The sequence below is a fragment of the Mycobacterium sp. AZCC_0083 genome (assembly GCF_014202335.1).
In the GTDB taxonomy this organism is placed as follows: Bacteria; Actinomycetota; Actinomycetes; order Mycobacteriales; family Mycobacteriaceae; genus Mycobacterium.
In genome coordinates, this window is record NZ_JACHGP010000003.1 from 166,562 (window position 1) to 186,432 (window position 19,871).

The 19,871-nt window shown below is 67.8% G+C and carries 24 protein-coding genes and 1 pseudogene; 16 read left to right on the plus strand and 9 right to left on the minus strand.

Translation table 11 applies throughout. The annotated features are described in order from the left end of the window. Positions 1-19: 19 nt before the first annotated feature. Both HNP02_RS07845 and HNP02_RS07850 read right to left on the minus strand, forming a co-directional pair. Positions 20-529 carry a pyridoxamine 5'-phosphate oxidase family protein gene (locus HNP02_RS07845; protein WP_184436908.1) on the minus strand — a complete coding sequence of 170 codons (510 nt, stop codon included), beginning with the start codon at positions 527-529 and terminating at the stop codon, positions 20-22. Next, complete coding sequence (locus HNP02_RS07850) at positions 526-1,557, minus strand: AraC family transcriptional regulator (protein ID WP_184436910.1); 1,032 nt, start codon at positions 1,555-1,557, stop codon at positions 526-528. Before HNP02_RS07850 ends, HNP02_RS07845 begins: the two co-directional genes overlap by 4 nt. A 72-nt stretch (positions 1,558-1,629) precedes the next feature. On the opposite strand from HNP02_RS07850, the gene HNP02_RS07855 reads away from it, so the two are divergent. The 11 genes and pseudogenes from HNP02_RS07855 to HNP02_RS07905 all read left to right on the plus strand — a co-directional run bounded on the left by HNP02_RS07855 (position 1,630) and on the right by HNP02_RS07905 (position 9,866). Then, the gene (locus tag HNP02_RS07855; RefSeq protein ID WP_184436912.1) at positions 1,630-2,628 is read left to right on the plus strand and encodes an SDR family NAD(P)-dependent oxidoreductase; all 999 of its coding nucleotides are present in this window, start codon (positions 1,630-1,632) and stop codon (positions 2,626-2,628) included. Positions 2,629-2,698: 70 nt separating this feature from the next. After that, entirely contained in the window at positions 2,699-3,184 is a 486-nt protein-coding gene (locus tag HNP02_RS07860) for a hypothetical protein (RefSeq protein ID WP_184436914.1), read from the plus strand. A 20-nt stretch (positions 3,185-3,204) separates the two neighbouring features. After that, entirely contained in the window at positions 3,205-4,089 is an 885-nt protein-coding gene (locus tag HNP02_RS07865) for an SDR family oxidoreductase (protein ID WP_184436916.1), read from the plus strand. A 186-nt stretch (positions 4,090-4,275) separates the two neighbouring features. After that, positions 4,276-4,662, plus strand: a complete 387-nt coding sequence (locus HNP02_RS07870) for a VOC family protein (RefSeq protein ID WP_184436918.1) — start codon at positions 4,276-4,278, stop codon at positions 4,660-4,662. Between the two features lie 96 nt (positions 4,663-4,758). Then, a pseudogene (locus tag HNP02_RS07875) lies at positions 4,759-5,965 on the plus strand (anion permease); the annotation flags it as partial. 9 nt (positions 5,966-5,974) lie between these two features. Continuing rightward, a complete protein-coding gene (locus HNP02_RS07880; RefSeq protein WP_184436922.1) occupies positions 5,975-6,268 on the plus strand; it encodes a hypothetical protein in 294 nt (97 codons plus the stop codon). Between the two features lie 68 nt (positions 6,269-6,336). Then, positions 6,337-6,657, plus strand: a complete 321-nt coding sequence (locus HNP02_RS07885) for a DUF3349 domain-containing protein (RefSeq protein ID WP_184436924.1) — start codon at positions 6,337-6,339, stop codon at positions 6,655-6,657. 50 nt (positions 6,658-6,707) lie between these two features. Beyond that, entirely contained in the window at positions 6,708-7,805 is a 1,098-nt protein-coding gene (gene menE, locus HNP02_RS07890) for an o-succinylbenzoate--CoA ligase (protein WP_221317367.1), read from the plus strand. Between the two features lie 8 nt (positions 7,806-7,813). Beyond that, positions 7,814-8,428 (plus strand): pyridoxamine 5'-phosphate oxidase family protein, encoded by a 615-nt coding sequence (locus HNP02_RS07895; RefSeq protein ID WP_184436926.1) that lies wholly within the window; start codon positions 7,814-7,816, stop codon positions 8,426-8,428. A 158-nt stretch (positions 8,429-8,586) separates the two neighbouring features. Further along, positions 8,587-8,742 carry a hypothetical protein gene (locus HNP02_RS07900; RefSeq protein ID WP_184436928.1) on the plus strand — a complete coding sequence of 52 codons (156 nt, stop codon included), beginning with the start codon at positions 8,587-8,589 and terminating at the stop codon, positions 8,740-8,742. After that, positions 8,742-9,866: an AI-2E family transporter gene (locus HNP02_RS07905; protein WP_309241468.1), complete on the plus strand. Its 1,125-nt coding sequence runs from the start codon at positions 8,742-8,744 to the stop codon at positions 9,864-9,866. Before HNP02_RS07900 ends, HNP02_RS07905 begins: the two co-directional genes overlap by 1 nt. A gap of 84 nt (positions 9,867-9,950) precedes the next feature. Here the strand turns inward: HNP02_RS07905 and HNP02_RS07910 are convergent, their stop codons facing one another. Continuing rightward, positions 9,951-10,538, minus strand: coding sequence for a TetR/AcrR family transcriptional regulator (locus tag HNP02_RS07910; RefSeq protein WP_184436930.1), 588 nt, complete (start codon positions 10,536-10,538; stop codon positions 9,951-9,953). Between the two features lie 86 nt (positions 10,539-10,624). Here HNP02_RS07910 and HNP02_RS07915 point away from each other — a divergent pair, with 86 nt between their 5' ends. From HNP02_RS07915 to HNP02_RS07925, 3 genes are all read left to right on the plus strand, one after another. Next, the gene (locus tag HNP02_RS07915) at positions 10,625-11,437 is read left to right on the plus strand and encodes an LLM class F420-dependent oxidoreductase (protein WP_184436932.1); all 813 of its coding nucleotides are present in this window, start codon (positions 10,625-10,627) and stop codon (positions 11,435-11,437) included. A gap of 71 nt (positions 11,438-11,508) precedes the next feature. Further along, complete coding sequence (locus HNP02_RS07920) at positions 11,509-12,015, plus strand: DUF302 domain-containing protein (protein ID WP_184436934.1); 507 nt, start codon at positions 11,509-11,511, stop codon at positions 12,013-12,015. A 28-nt stretch (positions 12,016-12,043) separates the two neighbouring features. Continuing rightward, complete coding sequence (locus HNP02_RS07925; protein ID WP_184436936.1) at positions 12,044-13,411, plus strand: hypothetical protein; 1,368 nt, start codon at positions 12,044-12,046, stop codon at positions 13,409-13,411. On the opposite strand, the gene HNP02_RS07930 is transcribed toward HNP02_RS07925, so the two are convergent. The 5 genes from HNP02_RS07930 to HNP02_RS07950 are packed head-to-tail and all read right to left on the minus strand — an operon-like array spanning position 13,337 to position 16,925. Then, positions 13,337-13,870: a hypothetical protein gene (locus tag HNP02_RS07930; RefSeq protein ID WP_309241469.1), complete on the minus strand. Its 534-nt coding sequence runs from the start codon at positions 13,868-13,870 to the stop codon at positions 13,337-13,339. The two genes, HNP02_RS07925 and HNP02_RS07930, sit on opposite strands and share 75 nt — an antisense overlap. Next, the gene (locus HNP02_RS07935; RefSeq protein ID WP_184436938.1) at positions 13,867-14,976 is read right to left on the minus strand and encodes a molybdopterin-dependent oxidoreductase; all 1,110 of its coding nucleotides are present in this window, start codon (positions 14,974-14,976) and stop codon (positions 13,867-13,869) included. Before HNP02_RS07935 ends, HNP02_RS07930 begins: the two co-directional genes overlap by 4 nt. Next, positions 14,973-15,602: a class I SAM-dependent methyltransferase gene (locus HNP02_RS07940; protein WP_184436940.1), complete on the minus strand. Its 630-nt coding sequence runs from the start codon at positions 15,600-15,602 to the stop codon at positions 14,973-14,975. Before HNP02_RS07940 ends, HNP02_RS07935 begins: the two co-directional genes overlap by 4 nt. Position 15,603: 1 nt before the next feature. Continuing rightward, positions 15,604-16,269 carry a DUF2064 domain-containing protein gene (locus HNP02_RS07945; protein WP_184436942.1) on the minus strand — a complete coding sequence of 222 codons (666 nt, stop codon included), beginning with the start codon at positions 16,267-16,269 and terminating at the stop codon, positions 15,604-15,606. Then, complete coding sequence (locus HNP02_RS07950; RefSeq protein WP_184436944.1) at positions 16,266-16,925, minus strand: glycosyltransferase family 2 protein; 660 nt, start codon at positions 16,923-16,925, stop codon at positions 16,266-16,268. The genes HNP02_RS07945 and HNP02_RS07950 overlap by 4 nt, the downstream gene beginning before the upstream one ends. 102 nt (positions 16,926-17,027) lie before the next feature. Here HNP02_RS07950 and HNP02_RS07955 point away from each other — a divergent pair, with 102 nt between their 5' ends. Together HNP02_RS07955 and HNP02_RS07960 are read left to right on the plus strand one after the other, a co-directional pair. Next, positions 17,028-17,714, plus strand: a complete 687-nt coding sequence (locus HNP02_RS07955; protein ID WP_184436946.1) for a response regulator transcription factor — start codon at positions 17,028-17,030, stop codon at positions 17,712-17,714. Continuing rightward, positions 17,701-18,729: a cell wall metabolism sensor histidine kinase WalK gene (locus tag HNP02_RS07960; RefSeq protein WP_184436948.1), complete on the plus strand. Its 1,029-nt coding sequence runs from the start codon at positions 17,701-17,703 to the stop codon at positions 18,727-18,729. Before HNP02_RS07955 ends, HNP02_RS07960 begins: the two co-directional genes overlap by 14 nt. A gap of 19 nt (positions 18,730-18,748) precedes the next feature. On the opposite strand, the gene HNP02_RS07965 is transcribed toward HNP02_RS07960, so the two are convergent. Beyond that, positions 18,749-19,867 (minus strand): nitronate monooxygenase, encoded by a 1,119-nt coding sequence (locus tag HNP02_RS07965; protein WP_184436950.1) that lies wholly within the window; start codon positions 19,865-19,867, stop codon positions 18,749-18,751. Positions 19,868-19,871: the final 4 nt, after the last annotated feature.

A 19,871-nucleotide genomic window follows, 5' to 3' on the forward strand; every position in this document is an offset into this window, starting at 1 on the left:
CGCACAGATTGGGTGGTGATCAGCGGTCGATGGCGGCCGAGATGAACCTCGTCTGCCCGTGGGGCGACTTCGCGAACGCCAGTACCTTGCTCGGCGTCACGCGAAACACGTGCGCGCTGGTGCCATCGGGGTCGAAGACCTCGTCGTCGACGGCGAAGTCCCAGTCGTCGCCGTACTTGGCCCGGTAGACGTCGGCCAGCGCCTTGAGGTTCTGCGCTCCGGCGACGCGTACGGTCGCCCCCTCGACGACGACGTCGAGCCCCGCCTGCCAGGTATTCGTTCCGGTGACGACGGTGAGCGCCGTCTGGTGCTCGAGGTTGCGCGCCTTCTGCTCGGCAGGCCCGGTGCAGAACACGAACGACCGATCGACCCACACGCCAACCAGCGGGGTGGTGTGCGGTCGGCCACCCTTGCGAACCGTGGTGAGCCAGTACAGTTCTGCGGTTTCGAGCACTCGGTTGACGTCGGCCCACTCAGTCGGCTCGGTGGCTGCGCTGAATCGGGTGTCGAGGGTGCCTGTGATCGTCATACCGGTACCGACTCGGCGCGAGCCGACAACTCATCGCGCACCCGCGACCGGTAACGCAGCGGCGACACCCCGACCTCGCGCTTGAACGCATTGCTGAATGCACTCTCCGACGTATAACCGAGCTCGACCGCCAAGGGTCCGACGCGGATGTCGCCGTCGCGAAGCGCACGCTGCGCCAGCAGCATCCGCCAGCGGTTGAGGTAGGTCAGCGGCGGCACGCCCGCCACGTCCCGGAATCTCTCGGCGAAAGAGGTACGCGACATCGCCGCGGCGCGCGCCAGTTCGTCTAGCCGCCAAGGCTTTCCGGGCTCGGCATGCATCAGCCGCACGGCAGGACGTAGCCGTTCGTCGGCCAGCACCCGTAGCCAGCCGGCAGGCAGCTCGTCGGCCTGGGAGATGTACGCGCGCAGGACCGCGAGCACGAGGAGTTGGGAATGTTGATTGATCGCGAAGCCTGCGCCGATTCGATCTTCGATCACCTCGTCGTACAGGCGCTCGATGAGCCCTCGCAGCTGCGCCGCAGTTCCCCCCGTCGCTTCGCTCGCCCCCGCAGTTCCCCCCGTCGCTTCGCTCGCCCCCGCAGTTCCCCCCGTCGCTTCGCTCGCCCCCGTGCCCGTGCCATGCACGTGCACCACCGGTGGCAGTGCGGCGACCAGCAACTCCGTGCCGACGCGGTTGACGTCGATGTGACCGCCGATGACGACATCGTCGTCGCGCCCGTCGACCGGCAGGAACATGTTCGCCTCGGTGATCGTGAATTCGGCGGCCAGCCCGTCGCCCTGCCCGCCCGACAACATCCCCCAACGTCGACTGTTCAGTACCACGACGTCGCCCATGCCCAGTTCGATCGGAGCGACGATGCCGTTGGTGCGCAGCACCGCACTGCCCCGCACCATCGCGATGAACTTCAGCGGCATTTCGAGCTCGAACCGCGTCGTCGTCCACTTCCCACCGACCGCGAACCCGCCCCCGATCGCGCCACGCGCTTCAATCAGCCGCAACACCTCGGAGAGCTGATCGGGCGGCATGTCTGAACTATTGCGCAGAAAATACGGACGCACAACCATGCATAGTCCGGCTTCGAGGCGTTGTTTGGAGGCATGACACAAAAACAACAGCCACTCGGATCGAGATTCACCGCCGCCTCCACCGCCGCCGACGTCGTCAAGGGAATCGACCTGTCGGGCCGCAACGCCATCGTCACCGGCGGGCACGTCGGGCTTGGCCTCGAGACCACACGCGCTCTCGCCGCCGCAGGAGCGTCGGTCGTGGTCGGCACCCGCGACCCAGGCCGCGCCGCCCCTGCACTCGAAGGCATCGAGCGCGTGGAGGTCGAACGACTCGACCTGACGGATCCCTCGTCGGTCGACGCCTTCGCCGCCCGATACACCGCAACGGGTCGGCCACTGCACATCCTCGTCAACAATGCGGGCGTGATGGACACTGAGCTGGTCCGCGACGCCCGCGGGTACGAGAACCAGTTCGCCACCAATCATCTCGGCCACTTCCAACTCTCCAACGGACTGCTTCCTGCGCTACGTGCGGCGAGCGGCGCCCGAGTCGTGACGCTGTCGTCCTGGTCCCATCACCAATCCGACATCAATTGGGACGATGTGCATTTCGAGACGGGCAGCTATGACGGCGCGGTCGCCTATGGCCAGTCGAAGACCGCGAACGCCCTGTTCGCGGTGGAACTCGACCGACGGTGGTCGGCCGACGGAATCCGCGGATACTCGGTGCATCCCGGCAGCATCTTCTCGACCAACCTTTCGCTCTCGCTGACCATCGACGATCGGAGGGCCATGGGGATCGCCGACGAAGCGGGCAGCCCGATCATCGACCCGGCCCGGGGCCTGAAGACGTCGGAACAGGGCGCCTCGACGACCGTGTGGGGTGCGACGAGCCCGCTGCTTGCCGACATCGGCGGGGTCTACCTGATGGACAACGACGTCGCGCCGATCGACGAGGCGACAGTCGACTTCGATCTCGACGTCGCCGCGGGCGACGTCGACACGAGTGGCGGCGTCATGCCGTACGCCGTCGACCCGGAATCGGCGCAGCGGCTCTGGGAGCTGAGCGAGCAGCTGCTCAAGGCGTAGCCATCCACCTGGGCCGAATCCGTCCGGCAGGTATGTTAGGGATCGTGTCACTCGATAACATCGCGCGCCCGTGACCCCGGGGACCGCGATCGCCACCGGACTCGAAGCCACGATCACCAAATGGACGATCGCCGGTCTCGGCGCGCTGCTCGTCGCGGTGACGTTGTTTCCGTGGTTCACCGCGAGCAACGACGGCGGATCGGCCCAGATGGCGGGCTGGGGCGCCTGGACCACCACGGGTGACGTCAACGCCAGCCTGAGGCCACTGCCGTTGGCCGTCCTGGTGTACCTCACCGCAGGCGTCATGGTCTGCGGCGCGCTGCGCGGCGCGTTCGGCGTCGCGGTCGTCGGCGCCATGGCCACCTTCGCGGCAGGACTCCTGCCGTTCATGCTCATGCCGCTGGTGGACCGCAACGCACCGGGCGGCAGCGCGGTGGCCGTCGACGTCGCGGCGGCACCCCAGCTCGTCATCGCCGTCGGGCTGATCGCATCGATCGTCTGCTGGATCGGCTACGCCCGCTGCGTCCTGCGCCCGTCGCCGCGGGCCGAAGAATAGACGACCTAAACTCGTGACCCGTGACTAAGAGTCCCCTCCGCCGCCTCGCCGACGGCGTCCTGCTGGCCAGCATGCGGCCCCCGTTGTCCGAACGGCTGCTGAACCTTCGGCCCAACCGCGACCCGATCGATCTCAAGGGCAAGCGGATTCTGATCACCGGTGCGTCGTCCGGCATCGGCGAAGCGGGAGCGGAGAAGCTGGCCCGCGCGGGCGGCAAGGTCATCGTGGTCGCGCGGCGCCAGGAGCTGCTCGACGCCGTCGCCGCGCGCATCACCGCCGCGGGCGGCGACGCCAGAGCACTGACGTGCGACCTCTCCGATCTCGACGCCATCGACGAGCTGGTCGCCACGCTCGAGAAGGACCTCGGCGGGATCGACATCCTGATCAACAACGCGGGCAGGTCCATTCGCAGGCCACTGGCCGAATCCCTCGATCGCTGGCACGACGTCGAGCGCACGATGACGCTCAACTACTTCTCGCCGCTGCGGCTGATCCGCGGCCTCGCACCCGGCATGCGGGAACGAGGCGACGGGCACATCATCAACGTCTCGACGTGGGGCGTGCTGAACGAATCGTCGCCGCTGTTCTCGGTGTACAACGCGTCGAAGGCGGCGCTGACGGCGGTGAGCCGCGTGATCGAAACCGAGTGGAGCAGGGACGGCGTGCATTCGACCACGCTGTTCTACCCGCTGGTGAAGACCCCGATGATCGCGCCGACCAGGGCCTACGACGGGCTGCCTGGGCTGACTGCCGACGAGGCCGCCGAGTGGATGCTGACCGCGGCTCGCACCAGGCCGGTGCGGATCGCGCCGCGCATGGCCGTCACCGCGCACGCCGTCAACAGCTTCGCGCCTGCCGCCGTCGACGCCCTCATGAAGCGCCAGAGGGTGCAGCCCAACGACTAGGTAGTTAGGTTGGCCATGCCATGGGCCGGCAAGACCACCACGATCAACATCCTGTCCACCCTGATCCAACCGTCCACCAGACGCGCGATCGTCGCGGGGCTCGGCGTGACCCTGACGTAGAAACCGGCCCTTCGCGCGCGGAGCGTTACCTCTGCGAGAACCCGACTTCGTGTTAGAACCAACAGCATGGAGATCCTGGCCAGCCGGGTGCTGTTCCGGCCGGCCGATTACCAGAAGTCAGTGACCTTCTACCGCGACGCCATCGGCTTGGCGATCGCCCGCGAATACGGCGTCGGCACCGTGTTCTATGCCGGGCAGTCGCTGATTGAACTCGCCGGCCACGGAGCGCCTGCAGCACCAGGCGGACCATTCCCCGGGGCCTTGTGGCTTCAGGTCCGCGACGTGTACGAAACCCAGGCAGAACTGGAATCCCGAAACGTGCCAATTACCCGCGAAGCAAAGCGCGAACCGTGGGGTTTGCACGAATTGCACGTGACCGATCCGGACGGCATCACCCTGATTTTCGTGCAGGTTCCGGAAACGCATCCGTTGCGACGCGACAGCAGAGGTTAACGGACGGCGAACATCCTGCGACCAATCGGCGTTGACCTGCGAATTCTTTGCGGATTGGTTTTACACCGGGCCTAAGTAACGACCACAATTCGAGCCGTGGACCTTCAGCTCTTTCTCCTGATCATCGTGGTCGTAACTGCGCTCGCATTCGACTTCACGAACGGCTTTCACGACACCGGCAACGCCATGGCAACCTCGATTGCCAGCGGCGCCCTCGGGCCCAAGACCGCAGTGACCTTGTCAGCGTCGCTGAACCTGGTCGGCGCCTTCCTCTCCACCGCCGTTGCGGCGACGATCGCCAAGGGCCTGGTGCAAGCTGGCCTGGTGACGCTGGAGATCGTGTTCGCCGGTCTGGTCGGCGGCATCGTCTGGAACCTGCTCACCTGGCTGCTGGGCATCCCGTCCAGTTCGTCGCACGCCCTCATCGGCGGCATCGTCGGCGCCATGCTCGCCGCGGTCGGCGGCCACGGCGTGATCTGGAAGGGCCTGGTCTCCACGGTGCTCATCCCCGCCGCGCTGGCTCCATTCATCGCCGGGCTGGTCGCGACCATCGGCACGTGGCTGGTGTATCGAGCGGTGAAGGGGGTTCCCGAGGCGCGAACCGACAGGGGCTTCCGCTACGGCCAGATCGGGTCGGCATCGCTGGTCTCGCTGGCGCACGGCACCAACGACGCACAGAAGACGATGGGCGTGATCTTCCTGGCCCTGATCTCCTACGGCGCTGCGAGCAAGACCGACACGCTTCCCCCGTTCTGGGTCATCCTGTCGTGCGCCGCGGCCATCGCGGCGGGCACCTACCTCGGCGGCTGGCGTGTCATCCGCACCCTTGGCAAGGGCCTCGTCGAGATCAAGTCCCCGCAGGGCATGGCTGCCGAAACCTCTTCGGCTGCAATCATTCTGCTGTCGAGCCACTTCGGCTACTCGCTGTCCACCACGCACGTCGCGACCGGCTCGATCCTGGGCAGCGGCGTTGGCAAGCCCGGCGCCGAGGTGCGCTGGGGCGTGGCAGGCCGGATGGCGGCCGCCTGGCTGATCACCCTGCCCTCGGCGGCCCTCGTCGGTGCGGTCACCTACTTCATCACCCATCTCATCGGCGGCTTCGCCGGTGCGGCGGTGGGCTTCCTGCTGCTGGTCGCAGTGGCCGGCGCCATCTGGCTGCAGTCGCGCAAGGCACCGATCGACAGCAACAACGTCAACGACGAGTGGGAGGGCAGCCTGACCGCGGGCACCAGCGAGAAGGCTCCCGCTGCCAAGGCCGAGTCCACCCCCGCCGTCTGAGCCATCCGAACCCAAGACCGAAAGGCCAAATATCGTGAATGGCTGGATCAACCCCACCGCCGTCTTTCAGATCATCGTCGCCGGCCTGATCATCGGCGCCGGACTACCCGCACTGTTCTCCATCGGGGTGCGGCTCAACGCCGAGGGCGTCGGCGTCGTCTCCCATGATGGTGCGGCCCCGCAGAAGAACCCGGCGCTCAACGCGATCAGCTGGGTTCTGTTCGCCATCGTGTTTGCCGCGGTGGTGATCGGCGTGCTGTTCATCGCCCGCGACTTCATCGCCCACAACACCGGCCTGTACATCCTCGGTGCGCCGCACAAGAAGTAAGATCGTACGAACGCTCGAGACCCTGGCGATGGATGCAGCCCGAAGAAACGAATTGTGGAAGTGACGTTGTGAACGGATTTCTCGGCAGGATCGTCACATGGCTCAACGCCGGGTACCCCGAAGGGGTGCCGGGGCCCGACCGGGTGCCACTGCTGGCGCTACTCACCCCACGGCTCACCAACGACGAGGTCAAGGCCGTCGCGGAGGACCTGATCAACCGCGGCAACTTCGACCACGTCGACATCGGGGTGCTGATCACCCAGCTGACCGACGAACTGCCAACGCCGGACGACATCGAGCGGGTGCGGGTGCGGCTTGCCTCGAAGGGTTGGCCGCTCGACGATCCCCGTGACGCGGAGGATGCGACCGACGAAACGGGTTCCGCATAGCTCCACTTCGCGCGCTCGTCATTCCAGAACTCCCTTCAACACTGTCTCTCCTGACGGCGTTGGAGGGAGTTCTCGACGGTCAGGAGCCGGCCCTGCTACCGGTGCCCGCCGACGACGAACGCCAGGCCGAGCTGCTGACGACGTCACTGCGGGTGGGCGAGGACATCGACGACGACATCGCGATCGTGGTATCGACTTCGGGTACCACGGGGGTGCCGAAGGGCGCCATGCTGAGCGCCGCAGCACTGGTCGCCAGCGCCTCGGCCACCCACGACAGACTCGGCGGTCCCGGCAGCTGGCTGCTGGCGTTGCCTGCCTACCACGTCGCCGGCCTGCAGGTGCTGGTACGCAGCGCGCTCGCGGGCACCACTCCCGTTGCCATCTCACCGAGCTTCGACCTCGGTGAATTGCCCTCCGCCGTAGCGGCATTGGGCAGCGGTCGGCGCTACGCCTCGTTGGTGGCCGTGCAGCTGGACAACGCGCTGCGTCAAGCGGCCGCCGCCGCGGCGCTTGCCGAGCTGGACGCGGTGCTGATCGGCGGAGGACCGATGCCGGCCGCCATCGCGGAAAGGGCTGCCGCCGCGGGCATCTCGGTGGTACGCACGTACGGCATGAGCGAGACCGCAGGCGGTTGCGTATACGACGGCGTGCCGCTCGACGGTGTCGAGGTACGCATCGACGACGGCCGCGTCGTGCTCGGCGGCGACACGGTGGCCAAGGGCTACCGCAATCCGGTGGACCCCGATCCGTTCATCGAACCCGGCTGGTTCCGCACCGATGACGTTGGCGCGCTGGATGATTCGGGTGCGCTGCGAGTGCTTGGCCGCATCGACGATGCCATCAGCACCGGTGGCCTGACCGTACTGCCGCAGCTCGTCGAAGCCGTGCTGGCCACCCATCCCGCGATCGCGGACTGTGCCGTGTTCGGCGTCCCCGACGATCGGCTCGGGCAGCGGGTCTCGGCCGCGGTCGTGGTGGCCAAGGACGCTACGGCGCCGACGGTGGCCGAGCTGCGCGCACACGTCGCCACCACCCTGGACGCCACCGCCGCACCACGGGAGGTGCACGCCGTCGACGAGCTCCCCCGCCGCGGCATCGGCAAGCTGGACCGAAAAGAGCTCGCCGCGCGGTTCGCCCACGGCGCATGATGGAGGCCATGCGCCGCGAAGTGACCACCGTCGACGACCTCCGTGAGATCGTCGGGCACCCCCTGCCCGCCACCGCCAACAAGGTGAAGAGCAGTCTTTCCGAAGCCCAGCAGGACTGGCTGTCCCACTCCCCGCTGGGCTTCGTCGCCACCACCGACGCCGACGGCCGGGTCGACGTCTCCCCCAAGGGCGACCCGCCCGGCTTCGTGCACATCCTCGATGACACCACGATCGTCATCCCGGAGCGGCCCGGCAACAGGCGCGTCGACGGCTATCTCAACGTCCTGCAGCGGCCGCATGTCGGCACGGTGTTCCTGATCCCAGGGCGCGGTGACACGCTGCGCATCAACGGCACCGCGCGAATCCTGGCCGACGCCGACTACTTTGACGCGCTGATCGTGGACGGCAAGCGGCCGATCCTCGCCCTGGAGATCGCCGTCGAAGAGGTGTTCTTCCACTGCGCCAAGGCGTTTCTGCGATCCGACGCGTGGAAGCCGGAGACCTGGAACCCCACCGCCGTGCCGACCGTCGCGCAGCTCGCCAAGGCCATCAAGCCGGACACGAGCGACGAAGAACTGCAGAAGTACTACAGCGAAGAGAGCATGCGCAAGATCCTGTACTAAGCCGCGAGCGTGCGCAAAGTGCTGGCGTTTCGCGGCGTGTCGAGGGACAGACACGCACGCTCGCGCAAAAGGGGCAAACGGTCGGTGGTTTGGAACTTACGGAAGGGGCAATTCCGACTACTAGGAAGAACGGTCTTCCTCGAATGATCGGAGAAACCATGATCGTCCTGGGCGTGATCCTGCTCCTCATCGGCTACTTCACCGGCATCTCGATCCTCTACACCATTGGTGGAATCCTGCTGATCATCGGCGTGGTGTTGTGGATCCTTGGTGCCGTCGGTCGACCGGTCGGAGGCAGAAAAGTCTGGTTCTAGTGCATGACTCGGACGCCGAGTCGGTAAGTCCACTCATACGACGCGCCGCGGCATGGTCATGGCGATTGCTGGTGATCCTCGCCGCGGCCGTCGTCGTGTTCGAGGTGATGGTCCGGTTCGGGCTCGTCGTCGTTCCGGTAGCGCTGGCCCTGATGCTGGCGGCAATGCTGTTGCCTGCGGTCGACTTCCTGGACCGGTACGGCGCGGCCCGCGGCGGTGCCGTGGCCTTCGTGGTGATCCTCGGCCTCACGGCCTTCGTTGGCATTCTGGCGTTCGTCATCAGCCAGTTCGTCGATGGCCTGCCGGGCCTGGTCGAACAAGTGACGAACAGCATTGACACCCTTCGCAACTGGCTGATCGACGGCCCGATCCACCTCAGTCGCGACCAGATCAATCACGCAGGCGACTCGGTCATCAAATCGCTCAACGAGCACCAGACGCAATTGACCAGCGGCGCCGTCTCGACGGCAGGTACCGTCGCCGAACTCGTCACCGGCGGGTTGCTCACGTTCTTCACGGTCGTCTTCTTCCTCCTCGGCGGCCGCAACATCTGGCAGTTCGTCACCCGCGCCGTACCCACCGACGCGCGGGAGCGGGTTCGCGACGCCGGCGCGGCAGGCTTTCACTCCCTGGCGGGATACGCGCGCGCCACCTTCCTGGTGGCCCTCGTCGATGCACTCGGCATCGGAATCGGCTTGGGCATCATGGGAATTCCGTTGGCGCTGCCGCTCGCCTCCCTGGTGTTCCTCGGCGCCTTCGTCCCCGTGGTGGGCGCCGTGATCGCCGGATTCCTTGCCGTCATCGTGGCGCTTCTTGCCAAGGGCCTCATCTTCGCGGCCATCACGCTCGGGCTCATCGTCGCGGTGATGCAGTTGGAGGCCCACGTGCTGCAGCCGCTAGTGATGGGACGGGCGGTGTCCATCCACCCCCTCGCCGTGGTGCTGGGCATCACCGCGGGCAGCGTGCTGGCCGGCATCGTCGGCGCGCTGTTGGCAGTACCGATCATCGCGTTCTTCAATAGCTTCGTCCGCGTACTGGTCGCGTCGGACCCGGCCGCCCGCGGCGAAGCGCTCAAGGAAGAAGACGGCCCGCTGCTCGACGCAGACGTCGACGAGAAGACCTGACGGTCGACCAGCCCCATGAGAGCGCGCAAAGTGCTGTCGCCGCACGGCGTGTCGGCATACAGACACGCGCGCTCGCGGAAGGAGCTAGCCCGCGACGAGCGCGAGGGCCTGCTCGCCCGCGGCTTCGATCTGGGCCGGTTCGGTGCCGCCCTTGCGCAATGCCTCGAACCCCCGCATCAGACCGAGCAACGTGGTCGCGAGCGCCTCGGGATCTGCGTCGGTGCGGACGGTCCCATCCCGCTGAGCCTCCGCGATGCACTCGACGAGATACCCGTGCCACCGGATCAGTGACTCGCCGACCACGCGATCGACGTCGGCGTCCGCCGCGCCGAGCTCGGCCGAGCTCTTGGCGATCATGCACCCCCGGCGCTCGGAGTCGGCCGCGATGTCGGCGACGGTCGCGCGGACGTGTCCGGCGAGGCGGTCGTACGCCGAGACGCCTGGCTGTCGCAGCTGTGCCTCTATCCGATCCATCGCATCGACGCAGTACCCGTCGAGTGCGCGCACGAACAGCGTGTGCTTGTCACCGAAGGCGCCGTAGAGGCTGCCCTTGCCGAGCCCGGTGGCTGTAGTGAGGTCGTCGACGGACGTCGCGGCGTAGCCGCCACCCCAGAACCGATCGCGGGCAGCCGCCACCACGGTGTCTTCGTCGAAGTTGCGCGGGCGCGGCACGAAGTGAGTCTACGCCGTTCTGGAATAAACAGTCCAGATGCTGACTTGTCCCCCGTGATGGCCATCCACCCACCAAGGAGATCTCCATGACTCGACCCGTCCGCGTCGGCATTCAACTGTGGCCCGGCGGAGCGCCCGACTACCAGAGTTGGCGCGCGGCCGTCATCCACGCCGAGGAACTCGGTGCGGACGTCATCTTCGGCTACGACCACTTTCATGCGCCTGCGATGGAGGGCATCGTCGACGGCAAGCCGCTGCTGTCCGAGGTTCAGCCCGACGTCGTCAACTTCGAGGGCTGGACCGCGCTCGCGTCATGGGCCGAGATCACCACGCGGGCCGAGATCGGCCTGCTCGTCACCGGCGTCGGATTCCGCAACCCCGACCTGCTCGCCGACATGGCGCGCACCGTCGACCACATCAGTGGCGGTCGCGTCATCCTGGGCCTCGGCGCCGGCTGGTACGAAAAGGACTACACCACCTACGGATACGACTTCGGCACGTTCACGACCCGGTTCGACCTGTTCGACGCCGGTCTCGAGCGCATCGAGCACCGCCTGCAGAACTTGAATCCACTCCCGCTGCACGACATCCCGATCCTGATCGGGGGCTCCGGGCCCAAGCGATCACTGCCCGCGGTGGCCAAGCACGCCGACATCTGGCACGCCTTCCTGCCGGTCGACCAGTTCATCGTGGCGAGCAAGCTCGTCGGCGAGCTCGCAACGGCCAACGGCCGCAACGACTCCGACATCGAGCGTTCGTCGGTGTGGGAGAACGCGAAGGACGGCGACGCCTACCGGGACGCCGGTGTCACCCTGTTCACCAACGAGATCCATCCGACCGCGGAGGGCTACGACTTCAGTATCCTCGAGAAGATGATCGCGTGGCGGGACAGTCAGTGAGTCGCGAAGACGATCGGAGTGAGGATCGCAGCGAGGAACGAGCGAGGACCGGAGCGAGCGGGAGTCGAGCAATGAGCACAGAGGTCGAGTCGACGGTCGAGGTCCGTCGCTTCACCATCACCAGCACGCGGCCGTACGACGACGTCGTCGCGGCGGTGTACGCAGGCCTTGGCCGGGTGCCGGACTTCGGCGAGGCCGTCCGGAGCTGGTATTCGGCACGCGACCGCGACGAGTTCGACGCATCGGTCGAACCCATGGCCGGGAGCAGCGGGCTCCTCGAGTTCATGAGCCTCGACCTCGGCGCGGTCCTGGCGATCCGCGACCCCGACCGCAGCGGTCGACTGCTGCGGATCATCGCGGGCAACCCGGTCACGATGAGCAAGATGACCGCCACCGTGCGCGACGCAGGTTCTTACGCCCCCGTGACGATCCTGATCGCCGAACGGCCCGACGGCGTGACGGTGTCCTACGACCGGGTGGCCAGCGCGATCGCCCCGTACGCAGGCAGCGAGGCGTCGGCGGTCGCCGAAGCACTCGACGACGCGGTGCTGACACTGCTCCGCAACGCCGCTGGGTGATGAGCTCGACGCAATAGTGTGGATAGGCGTGACGTCCACCGGCCGCCGCTACGCCCGCGAGATCGTCGCCGTCGCACTGGCGGCCGTACTGGTGGTCGCGGCGTTCGTGGTGCCGCACCTGCACCTCGGCATCGTGACGCCGCTGATCAACAGCACCGCCCAACAGATCCGCGACTTCGCCCAGACCGCGCCGATATTCGGCTGGTGGAATGCCCATGTCGGATGGGGCACGGTTCCGGCGATCGTCATCGGCGTCGCCGCCGTGCTGGTCGGCCAGTCCGTAGCGCAGCGCCTGCCGTGGCGGGTCTTGCCGTGGGTGACGTGGGCGACGGCGTGCGGGTGGGCGTTCTCGCTGGCGATGATCGACGGCTGGCAGCGCGGTTTCGCGGGCCGGCTGACGGCGCGCCACGAGTACCTGCGGCAGGTACCGACCGTCACCGACATCCCCGAAGCCCTCCGGACGTTCGCGAGCAGGATCCTCGACTTCCAACCCAATTCGTGGATCACCCACGTCTCGGGCCACCCACCGGGCGCCCTGCTGACGTTCGTCTGGCTGGACCGCATCGGGCTCGGCGGCGGGGCCTGGGCGGCGCTGCTGGTCCTGCTGGTGGGCTCCAGCGCCGCGGCGGCCATCGTCGTCGCGGTGCGGGCGCTGGCCGACGAGGCGACGGCGCGACTGGCCGCCCCGTTCGTTGCGGTCGCGCCGACCGCCATCTGGATCGCGGTGTCGGCCGACGGCTACTTCGCGGGCGTCGCGGCATGGGGCATCGCGCTGCTTGCGGTGGCGGTGCGCGGCACGACGCGCCTCTCACTGCTGGCGGGCGCCGGTGCCGGCCTTGCGCTGGGCTGGGCGATCTTCCTCAACTACGGGCTTGGCCTCATCGCGCTTCCCGCCGTCGCGGTCCTGATCGCCGCCAAGGACCTCCGCTCGGCTCTACGGGCGCTGATCCCCGCCGTACTCGTTGCGCTCGCCGTGGTCGCGGTGTTCGCCGCCGCCGGATTCTGGTGGTTCGACGGCTACACCCTTGTACAGCAACGCTATTGGCAGGGCATCGCGCTCAACCGCCCGTTCCAGTACTGGTCGTGGGCGAACCTGGCTTCGGTGGTGTGCGCCATCGGTCTTGGCAGCGTGGCCGGCGTCGCACGGGCCTTCGACCTTGCGGCGATCAAGCGCCGCTCAGGGCTGCACCTGGTGGTGCTGGCCGCACTGCTGGCGATCCTCTGCGCGGACATGTCCATGCTGAGCAAGGCCGAGACCGAACGGATCTGGCTGCCGTTCATGATCTGGCTGACCGCCGCACCGGCACTGCTGCCGCCGCGGTCACACCGGTGGTGGCTGGCCCTCAACGTCGTCGGCGCCCTCGCGCTCAACAGCTTCATCCTGACGAACTGGTAGCCGCCGAGCGATCAGGTAGTAGATCGGCACGCACGCCCACACGACCGCGATCGAAACCCACAATCCCAGTGGGTAATCGCGGTCGAGCACCGTCATGTTGTCGGGCCGCAGACCCGGCTTGGCGAACACCGGGATGGCGAGCAACCCCAGCACCACGGTGCACAGCCCCGCCACCGTCACCGGTTTCCACCAACGCCCGCGGATGAGACGCCGGCCCGTGAACCCAAGGACGACGCACAACGGTGCGAACACGAAGTCGTGCACCGCCAGCCCGACACCGGCCCACACCGCGATGCGCACGATGATCACGACGGGAAACTCCCACAGCAGCCAGGCGCCGTACAGGCCTGCCGCGAGTCCTGTCACCAATAGCAGGATCCTGACGACCATCAGCCCGTGTCCGGACTGCAGGAACGGCGTCGCGTCGCCGCCATCGTCCTCGTCGTGCGCGGCGGTCATGCCGGCACCACCTCGATCCGTGCCAGCCACTTCGTTTGCAACACACCGGGTCTCGACGGTGCGATGAGGCGGCACGGGTACCCGTGGTCCAGGTCGAGCACTTCGCCGTTGAGCTTCAGAGCGATCAGGGTCTGCGAATCGCGGGCGTGCCGGGCGGGCAGCACGGTGCGCGAGTACGGACCCGGCGGTTCCAGCGAGATCATCCGCACGTCCGAGTCTGGCGATGCGCCGACGGCGGCGACGAGGTCGGCGAGAAGCACGCCGGTCCACTCGGCGTTGGCGCTCCATCCCTCAACGCACGCGATGGGCAGTTGGTGGGTCACTTGCGGCATGGCCGCGAGGTCGGCGATGGTGAACGCACGCGTCGTCGACCCGTGGGTGACGGTGAGCCGGTAGTCCGGGGATTTCGCCCTGCGGATCACGCCTGCCGCGATCGCCGATCGGTTCACCGGAACTCCTTGCGGCCCTTCACCGGAACGCGGCGCCAGCACCGAGAGTTTGCGCAGCCAGGGAACCGTCTGCCCGGCGGTGACGACCGTTGCCAGCGCGACCGCAAGGCCCGTGCCGACGAGTACCGAGCGCCGACTCGGACCGACGGATCCTCCTGCGGCTGCGTCGTCGAGCGGTTCGCCGAGCGCACGCCGGATCACCGGCAGCTTCACCCCGATGTGCACGACGACCGCCCCGAACGCAACCCAGGCCATCGCGTAATGGGCAGTGGTGAAGAAGAATTGGAATACGTACCACTGCGCCGTGTTGAGCAGCCCGGTGCTGAGTTGGAAGAGCATCGACGCGACGAGCACCAGGATCGAGAGCCGCTCGAGTTGCCGGACCGGGCCGCCGAGGATCGGCCGTTCGAACAGCTTGGGCCACACCGACCACAGCTTGACGACCAGCAGCGGTATGGCCGCGATCCCGGAGATCACGTGCAGTCCCTGGGTCAGCCGGTACAGCCAGACCGGGCGGGTGGGCCAGAAGAACCACGGCTGCGGATGCTGAATGAAGTGGCTGATCAGGCCGGTCAGGAAGCACACGGCGACGGCGACGCCGAGGGCAAGACCCACCCGCGCCGTGACCGCCGTGCCGCGCAGCGATGAGGTCTTCATACCACGGCCAGGGTTGCTAGTGCCCGGTCCCCAATCATGCGCATGGTCGTGATGGTCAGTCCGACGTCACCGGCCAGCTGGCGGGCACCGTCGATGCCGACCGATGCCCACCGGAACCACGGCCCGATCGTCTGCGCCGACTCCAGCCGCACCCACCGCTCCTGCACACCCGTCGTGGCACAGTCGAATTCGATGATGCATTGGCCGCCGCGGCACAACAGCTCGGCCGCTCGGAGCAGCACGCGCCACGGATCACCTCCGATCCCTACGTTCCCGTCGGCGAGCAGCACCGTGGACCATCGGCCTGCACCAGGCAACGGACCGAAGAAGTCGCGTCGCAACGCAGGCGCCCCGCTGCGCCTGGCGAGATCCACCGCGGTGGCCGACTGGTCGATGCCGAGTGCTGGCACCCCCCGCGCAACCAGGTTGGCGACCAGACGTCCAGGGCCACATCCGAGATCGATGGTGGGACCGTCGCACAGCCCGACCAGCGTCTGCTCGAAGGCGTGCTCGGATCGCAGTCGCCCGAGCCAGCTGTGCACCGGGAGGCCGTGCACGCTGCCGTCCTGGTGGCGGATCCAACATCGCTCGCCGGTCAGCGCCCGGTCGTAGAGATTTCCCAGCACGTCATGCTCCTTCGTCCACGGTGAGCTGATGAAATCGACTACCGGGCGGGCACGCCCGGCCGACGACGTCGATGTCGTCGATGGTGTCCACGTCGGCCAGCTCGGAAACCAGCCGCACGTCTACCCCCGTGTCGCCGAGCGCGCGAAGCGTTACAGCGCCGGTGTCCGGTTGCGACATCGGTACCTCACGCAGGCATTCCGCCATCGCCGGATCGGTCACGCCCAGTACCCACCAGCCGCCGTCGTGCGCCATCCCAAGCACGGCGTCGACACCGCACAGCGTGTTGGCGCACTCGGCCAGAAGATCGGCCGTCACCTGTGGGGTGTCCATGCCGATCTGCAGGACCGGCAGTCCGCCCGCGGCGCTCGAAGCGTCGGCGTGGGCGTTGGCCAGCCGGTCGGCGAAACTCGTGCCGCGCTGCCCGATCACCATGAAGGCGGTCAGCCGACTCTCGATCTCGGCGTTTCGGCTGGCGGCGGCGAGGTCTCCGGTCAGCGCGACGATGCGCGCCGCCACGGGTGCATCCGCGACGGCGTCCAAGGTGTCCAACAGCGCAGCGGCGGCGAAGTCGGCGGCCGCCGCGTCGCCGACGGTTGCCGCGAGGCGCGTCTTCGCCAGCCCCGGCACGGGAGCCTTCGCCACCACCAACACCGCCACCGGGATCACGAGATCGCCCGCCAGAAGTCCAGTGCCGCAATGAAACTGCCCCGCACGGAACCGCTCACCTTGGACTTGCCCCCGGTGCGCGGTCCGTACGCGACGTCGAGCTCGACCACCCGCCAATCCGCAGCCGCGGCGCGGACGAGCAGCTCCAGCGGATACCCGGAGCGACGGTCGGTCACGCCGAGCGCCAGCACGGCGTCACGCCGGGCGACCCGTATGGGCGCGATGTCGTGCACGTCGAGACCGTGGCGGCTGCGCAACCGCCAGCACACCGCCGCGTTGCCGAGCCGCGCGTGCCACGGCCAGCGCACCCCAGGCGCCGGCCTGCGGCGGCCGACGGCCATGTCGGCGCCGCGATCGAGCTCCGCGACGAGGCGCGGCAGATCCCGGGGGTCCATCGACCCGTCACCGTCGAGCACCGCCACGACCGGCGTCGACGCCGCCACGATCCCTGCGTGCACCGCGGCGCCGTATCCGGGCTGGGTCTCGGCGACGACCTGCGCACCCAACCGCCGGGCCACGTCGGCCGTGCGGTCGGTGCTGTTGTTGTCGACCACCAGGGGCAGGTAGCCCGCCGGCATGTCGGCCAGCACTCCAGGCAGTGACACGGCCTCGTTCAGACAGGGCAGCACCACCGTGACCCGACAACAACCACTCACGGGACCGAGATTAACCAGATTGGGAGCTCGAAATCATGCAGAAACCTGACCAATCGGTGACATCGGCGCAGGTTGCCGAACTACGACGATAGTGTGGCATCGATGACGTGCGTCCTGATCGCCGACGACGACACCGTCGTCCGTGACGTGGTGCGCCGATACCTCGAACGCGACGGCCTCGACGTCCTCGTCGCGCGGGACGGCAACGAGGCCCTTCGGCTGCTGACTACGGAGCGGATCGACGTCGCCGTCCTCGACGTGATGATGCCCGGACGAAACGGGCTGACGCTCTGCCGGATGTTGCGCGAGCGCGGTGGCTACGCCCTGCCGGTGATCCTGCTGACCGCACTCGGCGAGGAGGGCGACCGGATCGCCGGGCTCGAAGCCGGCGCCGACGACTACCTGACCAAACCGTTCAGTCCCCGCGAGCTGGCCCTGCGGGTCCGGTCGGTGCTGCGGCGCAATCCGTCGCCGGGGGACGCGCAGATCGTGGTCTCGTGCGACGGGCTGACGGTGTCGGCGGCCGCGCGTTCGGTGACCGTCAACGGCGGGCCCGTCAGCCTGACGAACCGCGAGTTCGATCTGCTGCTGTTCCTCCTCACCCATCGCGGCGTCGTGTTCAGCAGAGAGGAACTTCTGAAACAGGTGTGGCAGTGGGACTTCGGCGATCTGTCGACCGTGACCGTGCACGTGAAACGACTGCGGTCCAAGCTCGGCGACGAGCATCGGGTGGAGACGGTGTGGGGCCGCGGTTACATGTGGAGCGAGACGTCGAATGCCGGCGGATGACCTGTGGGAGATCATCGGTCTGGCGTTGGCGTGCTCGCTGCCCGTGGTGCTCGCCGGCGCGATCCTGATCGTCCTTGCGCGGTCGTGGTCCTTGACGGTCAGCATGGTGGTGCTCGTGCTGATCCCCACGGTGGCCACCTTCACCGGCGTGCTCGGCGCCAGCGGATTCATGTTCACGTCGCGATTCGACGCCATCATCGTGGTGCTCGTCATCGTGTCGGTGGTGACCATCCCTGCCGCGGTGATGCTGGCCCGCTACCAGGCCCGCCGCACCGTGTGGGAGCAGGACATCCGCGAGTCCGAGCAGGCCGCGGAACTGTCGCGGCGGCGGCTCGTCGCATTCGTCAGCCACGACCTGCGCACGCCGCTTGCCGGTATCCGCGCGGTCGCCGAGGCGATGGGTGACGGCCTGGTCGCCCAGGACGAGGTGCGCAACCACGCCAAGCACATCGAGCAGGAGACCATTCGGCTGTCCGAGATGGTCGACGACCTGTTCGAGATGTCGAAGATCAATGCGGGCGCCATCCAACCGGCGTTCGACATGGTGGCCCTCGACGAGGTCGTCGACGACGTGCTGGCCGCGCACCGGATCGCCGCCGAACGGTCGGGAGTCGCGCTGCGCGCCCACCTGCCGCCGAACCCGGTGCGCGTGATCGGCAGCGACCGCGCATTGGTGCGGGTGTTGTCCAATCTCGTCGCCAATGCGATCGCCCACACCCCCGACGGCGGCTCGGTGGAACTCGCGATCGGAGCCGACGAGACCGGTGCGTGGGCCCGCGTCGACGACACCGGCGTCGGGATTGACGACGCCGATCTGGCCCGGGTGTTCGACATCGCCTACCGCGGGTCGAACGGTCGGGTGCCTCGCGACGATTCGTCCCTGCCGAGCGGTTCGGGGCTGGGCCTGGCGATCGCCGCGGGCCTGGTGCATGCCCACCACGGCACGGTGTCCGCGTACAACCTCGCGACCGGTGCGCGGTTCGAGGTGCGGCTGCCGCTGGCCGGCGAGGAGTAGCGGGCGGGGTCGAAGCCGTTCAGTCGGGCAGGGAGTTGCTGAGCCGCTCCGTCGCCGCCAGGTAGTCCTCGATGAATTCGAGTACGACGTCGCGGGCCGGCTTCACCTTGTTCATCAACCCGACGCCCTGACCGACGAAGTACGTCGCCAACGCCTGCGCCCCCGGATGTCCCTGAGTGGCAAGCGCATCGACGCGGCGGATGACCGGTTCGGCCAGCATCGACTGCAGCGGCAGCGGCAATGTCTTGTGGCCGCCCTCGTGCGGCTGCCACGCGTTGGTCCAGTCCGACACCAGCTGGCGTGCCGGCTTCCCGGTCCGGCCCGTGGAGCGGATGGTGTCGCGCGACGTCGCAGCCAAGAACTTCTGCACCGTATGCGGCGCCGTCTCGGCCTCCTCGGTGGTCAGCCACACCGAGCCCGTCCATGCGCCGTCGGCGCCCATCGCGACGGCGGCGGCCATCTGCCTGCCCGTGACGATGCCGCCCGCGGCCAGCACCGGGATCGCGCCGTCGATGGCCTCGATCACTTCGGGGATGAGCACCAGCGTCGTCACCTCGCCGCAGTGCCCGCCGGCCTCGGTGCCCTGCGCGACGATCAGATCGACGCCGGCGGCGACCTGCTTCACTGCGTGCTCCTTGGCGCCGACCAGTGCGGCGACGGGGACGCCGCGTTCGCGGCCCGCCTCGATCATGTAGTCGGGCGGCACGCCCAGTGCGTTCGCGATCAGTTTGATGGGGTGACTCATCGCCACGTCGAGCAGTTCTTGACCGGTGTCGCCGGTCAGCGATGAACGACCGAGCCGCGGCGACGCGTCCGGCTCGATGTCGTGCTCACTCAGCAGTGTGCCAACGAACTCCCGGAATTCCGCAGGGATGCGGTCCACCAGTTGATCGCGGGACAGGTTCTCGCCCTTGCCCTCGAACTTGGCGGGCACGATGATGTCGGCGCCGTAGGGCTTGCCGTGCACGTGCTCGTCGATCCAGGACAGCTCCTGGTCGAGCTGCTCCGGGGTGTACGCAGTGGCGCCGAGCACCCCGAAGCCACCGGCATTGGTGACGGCGGCGACCACGTCGCGACAATGGCTGAACGCGAAGAGTGGGAAGTCGATGCCGAACTGCTCACAGATGGCGGGTTTCATCCCA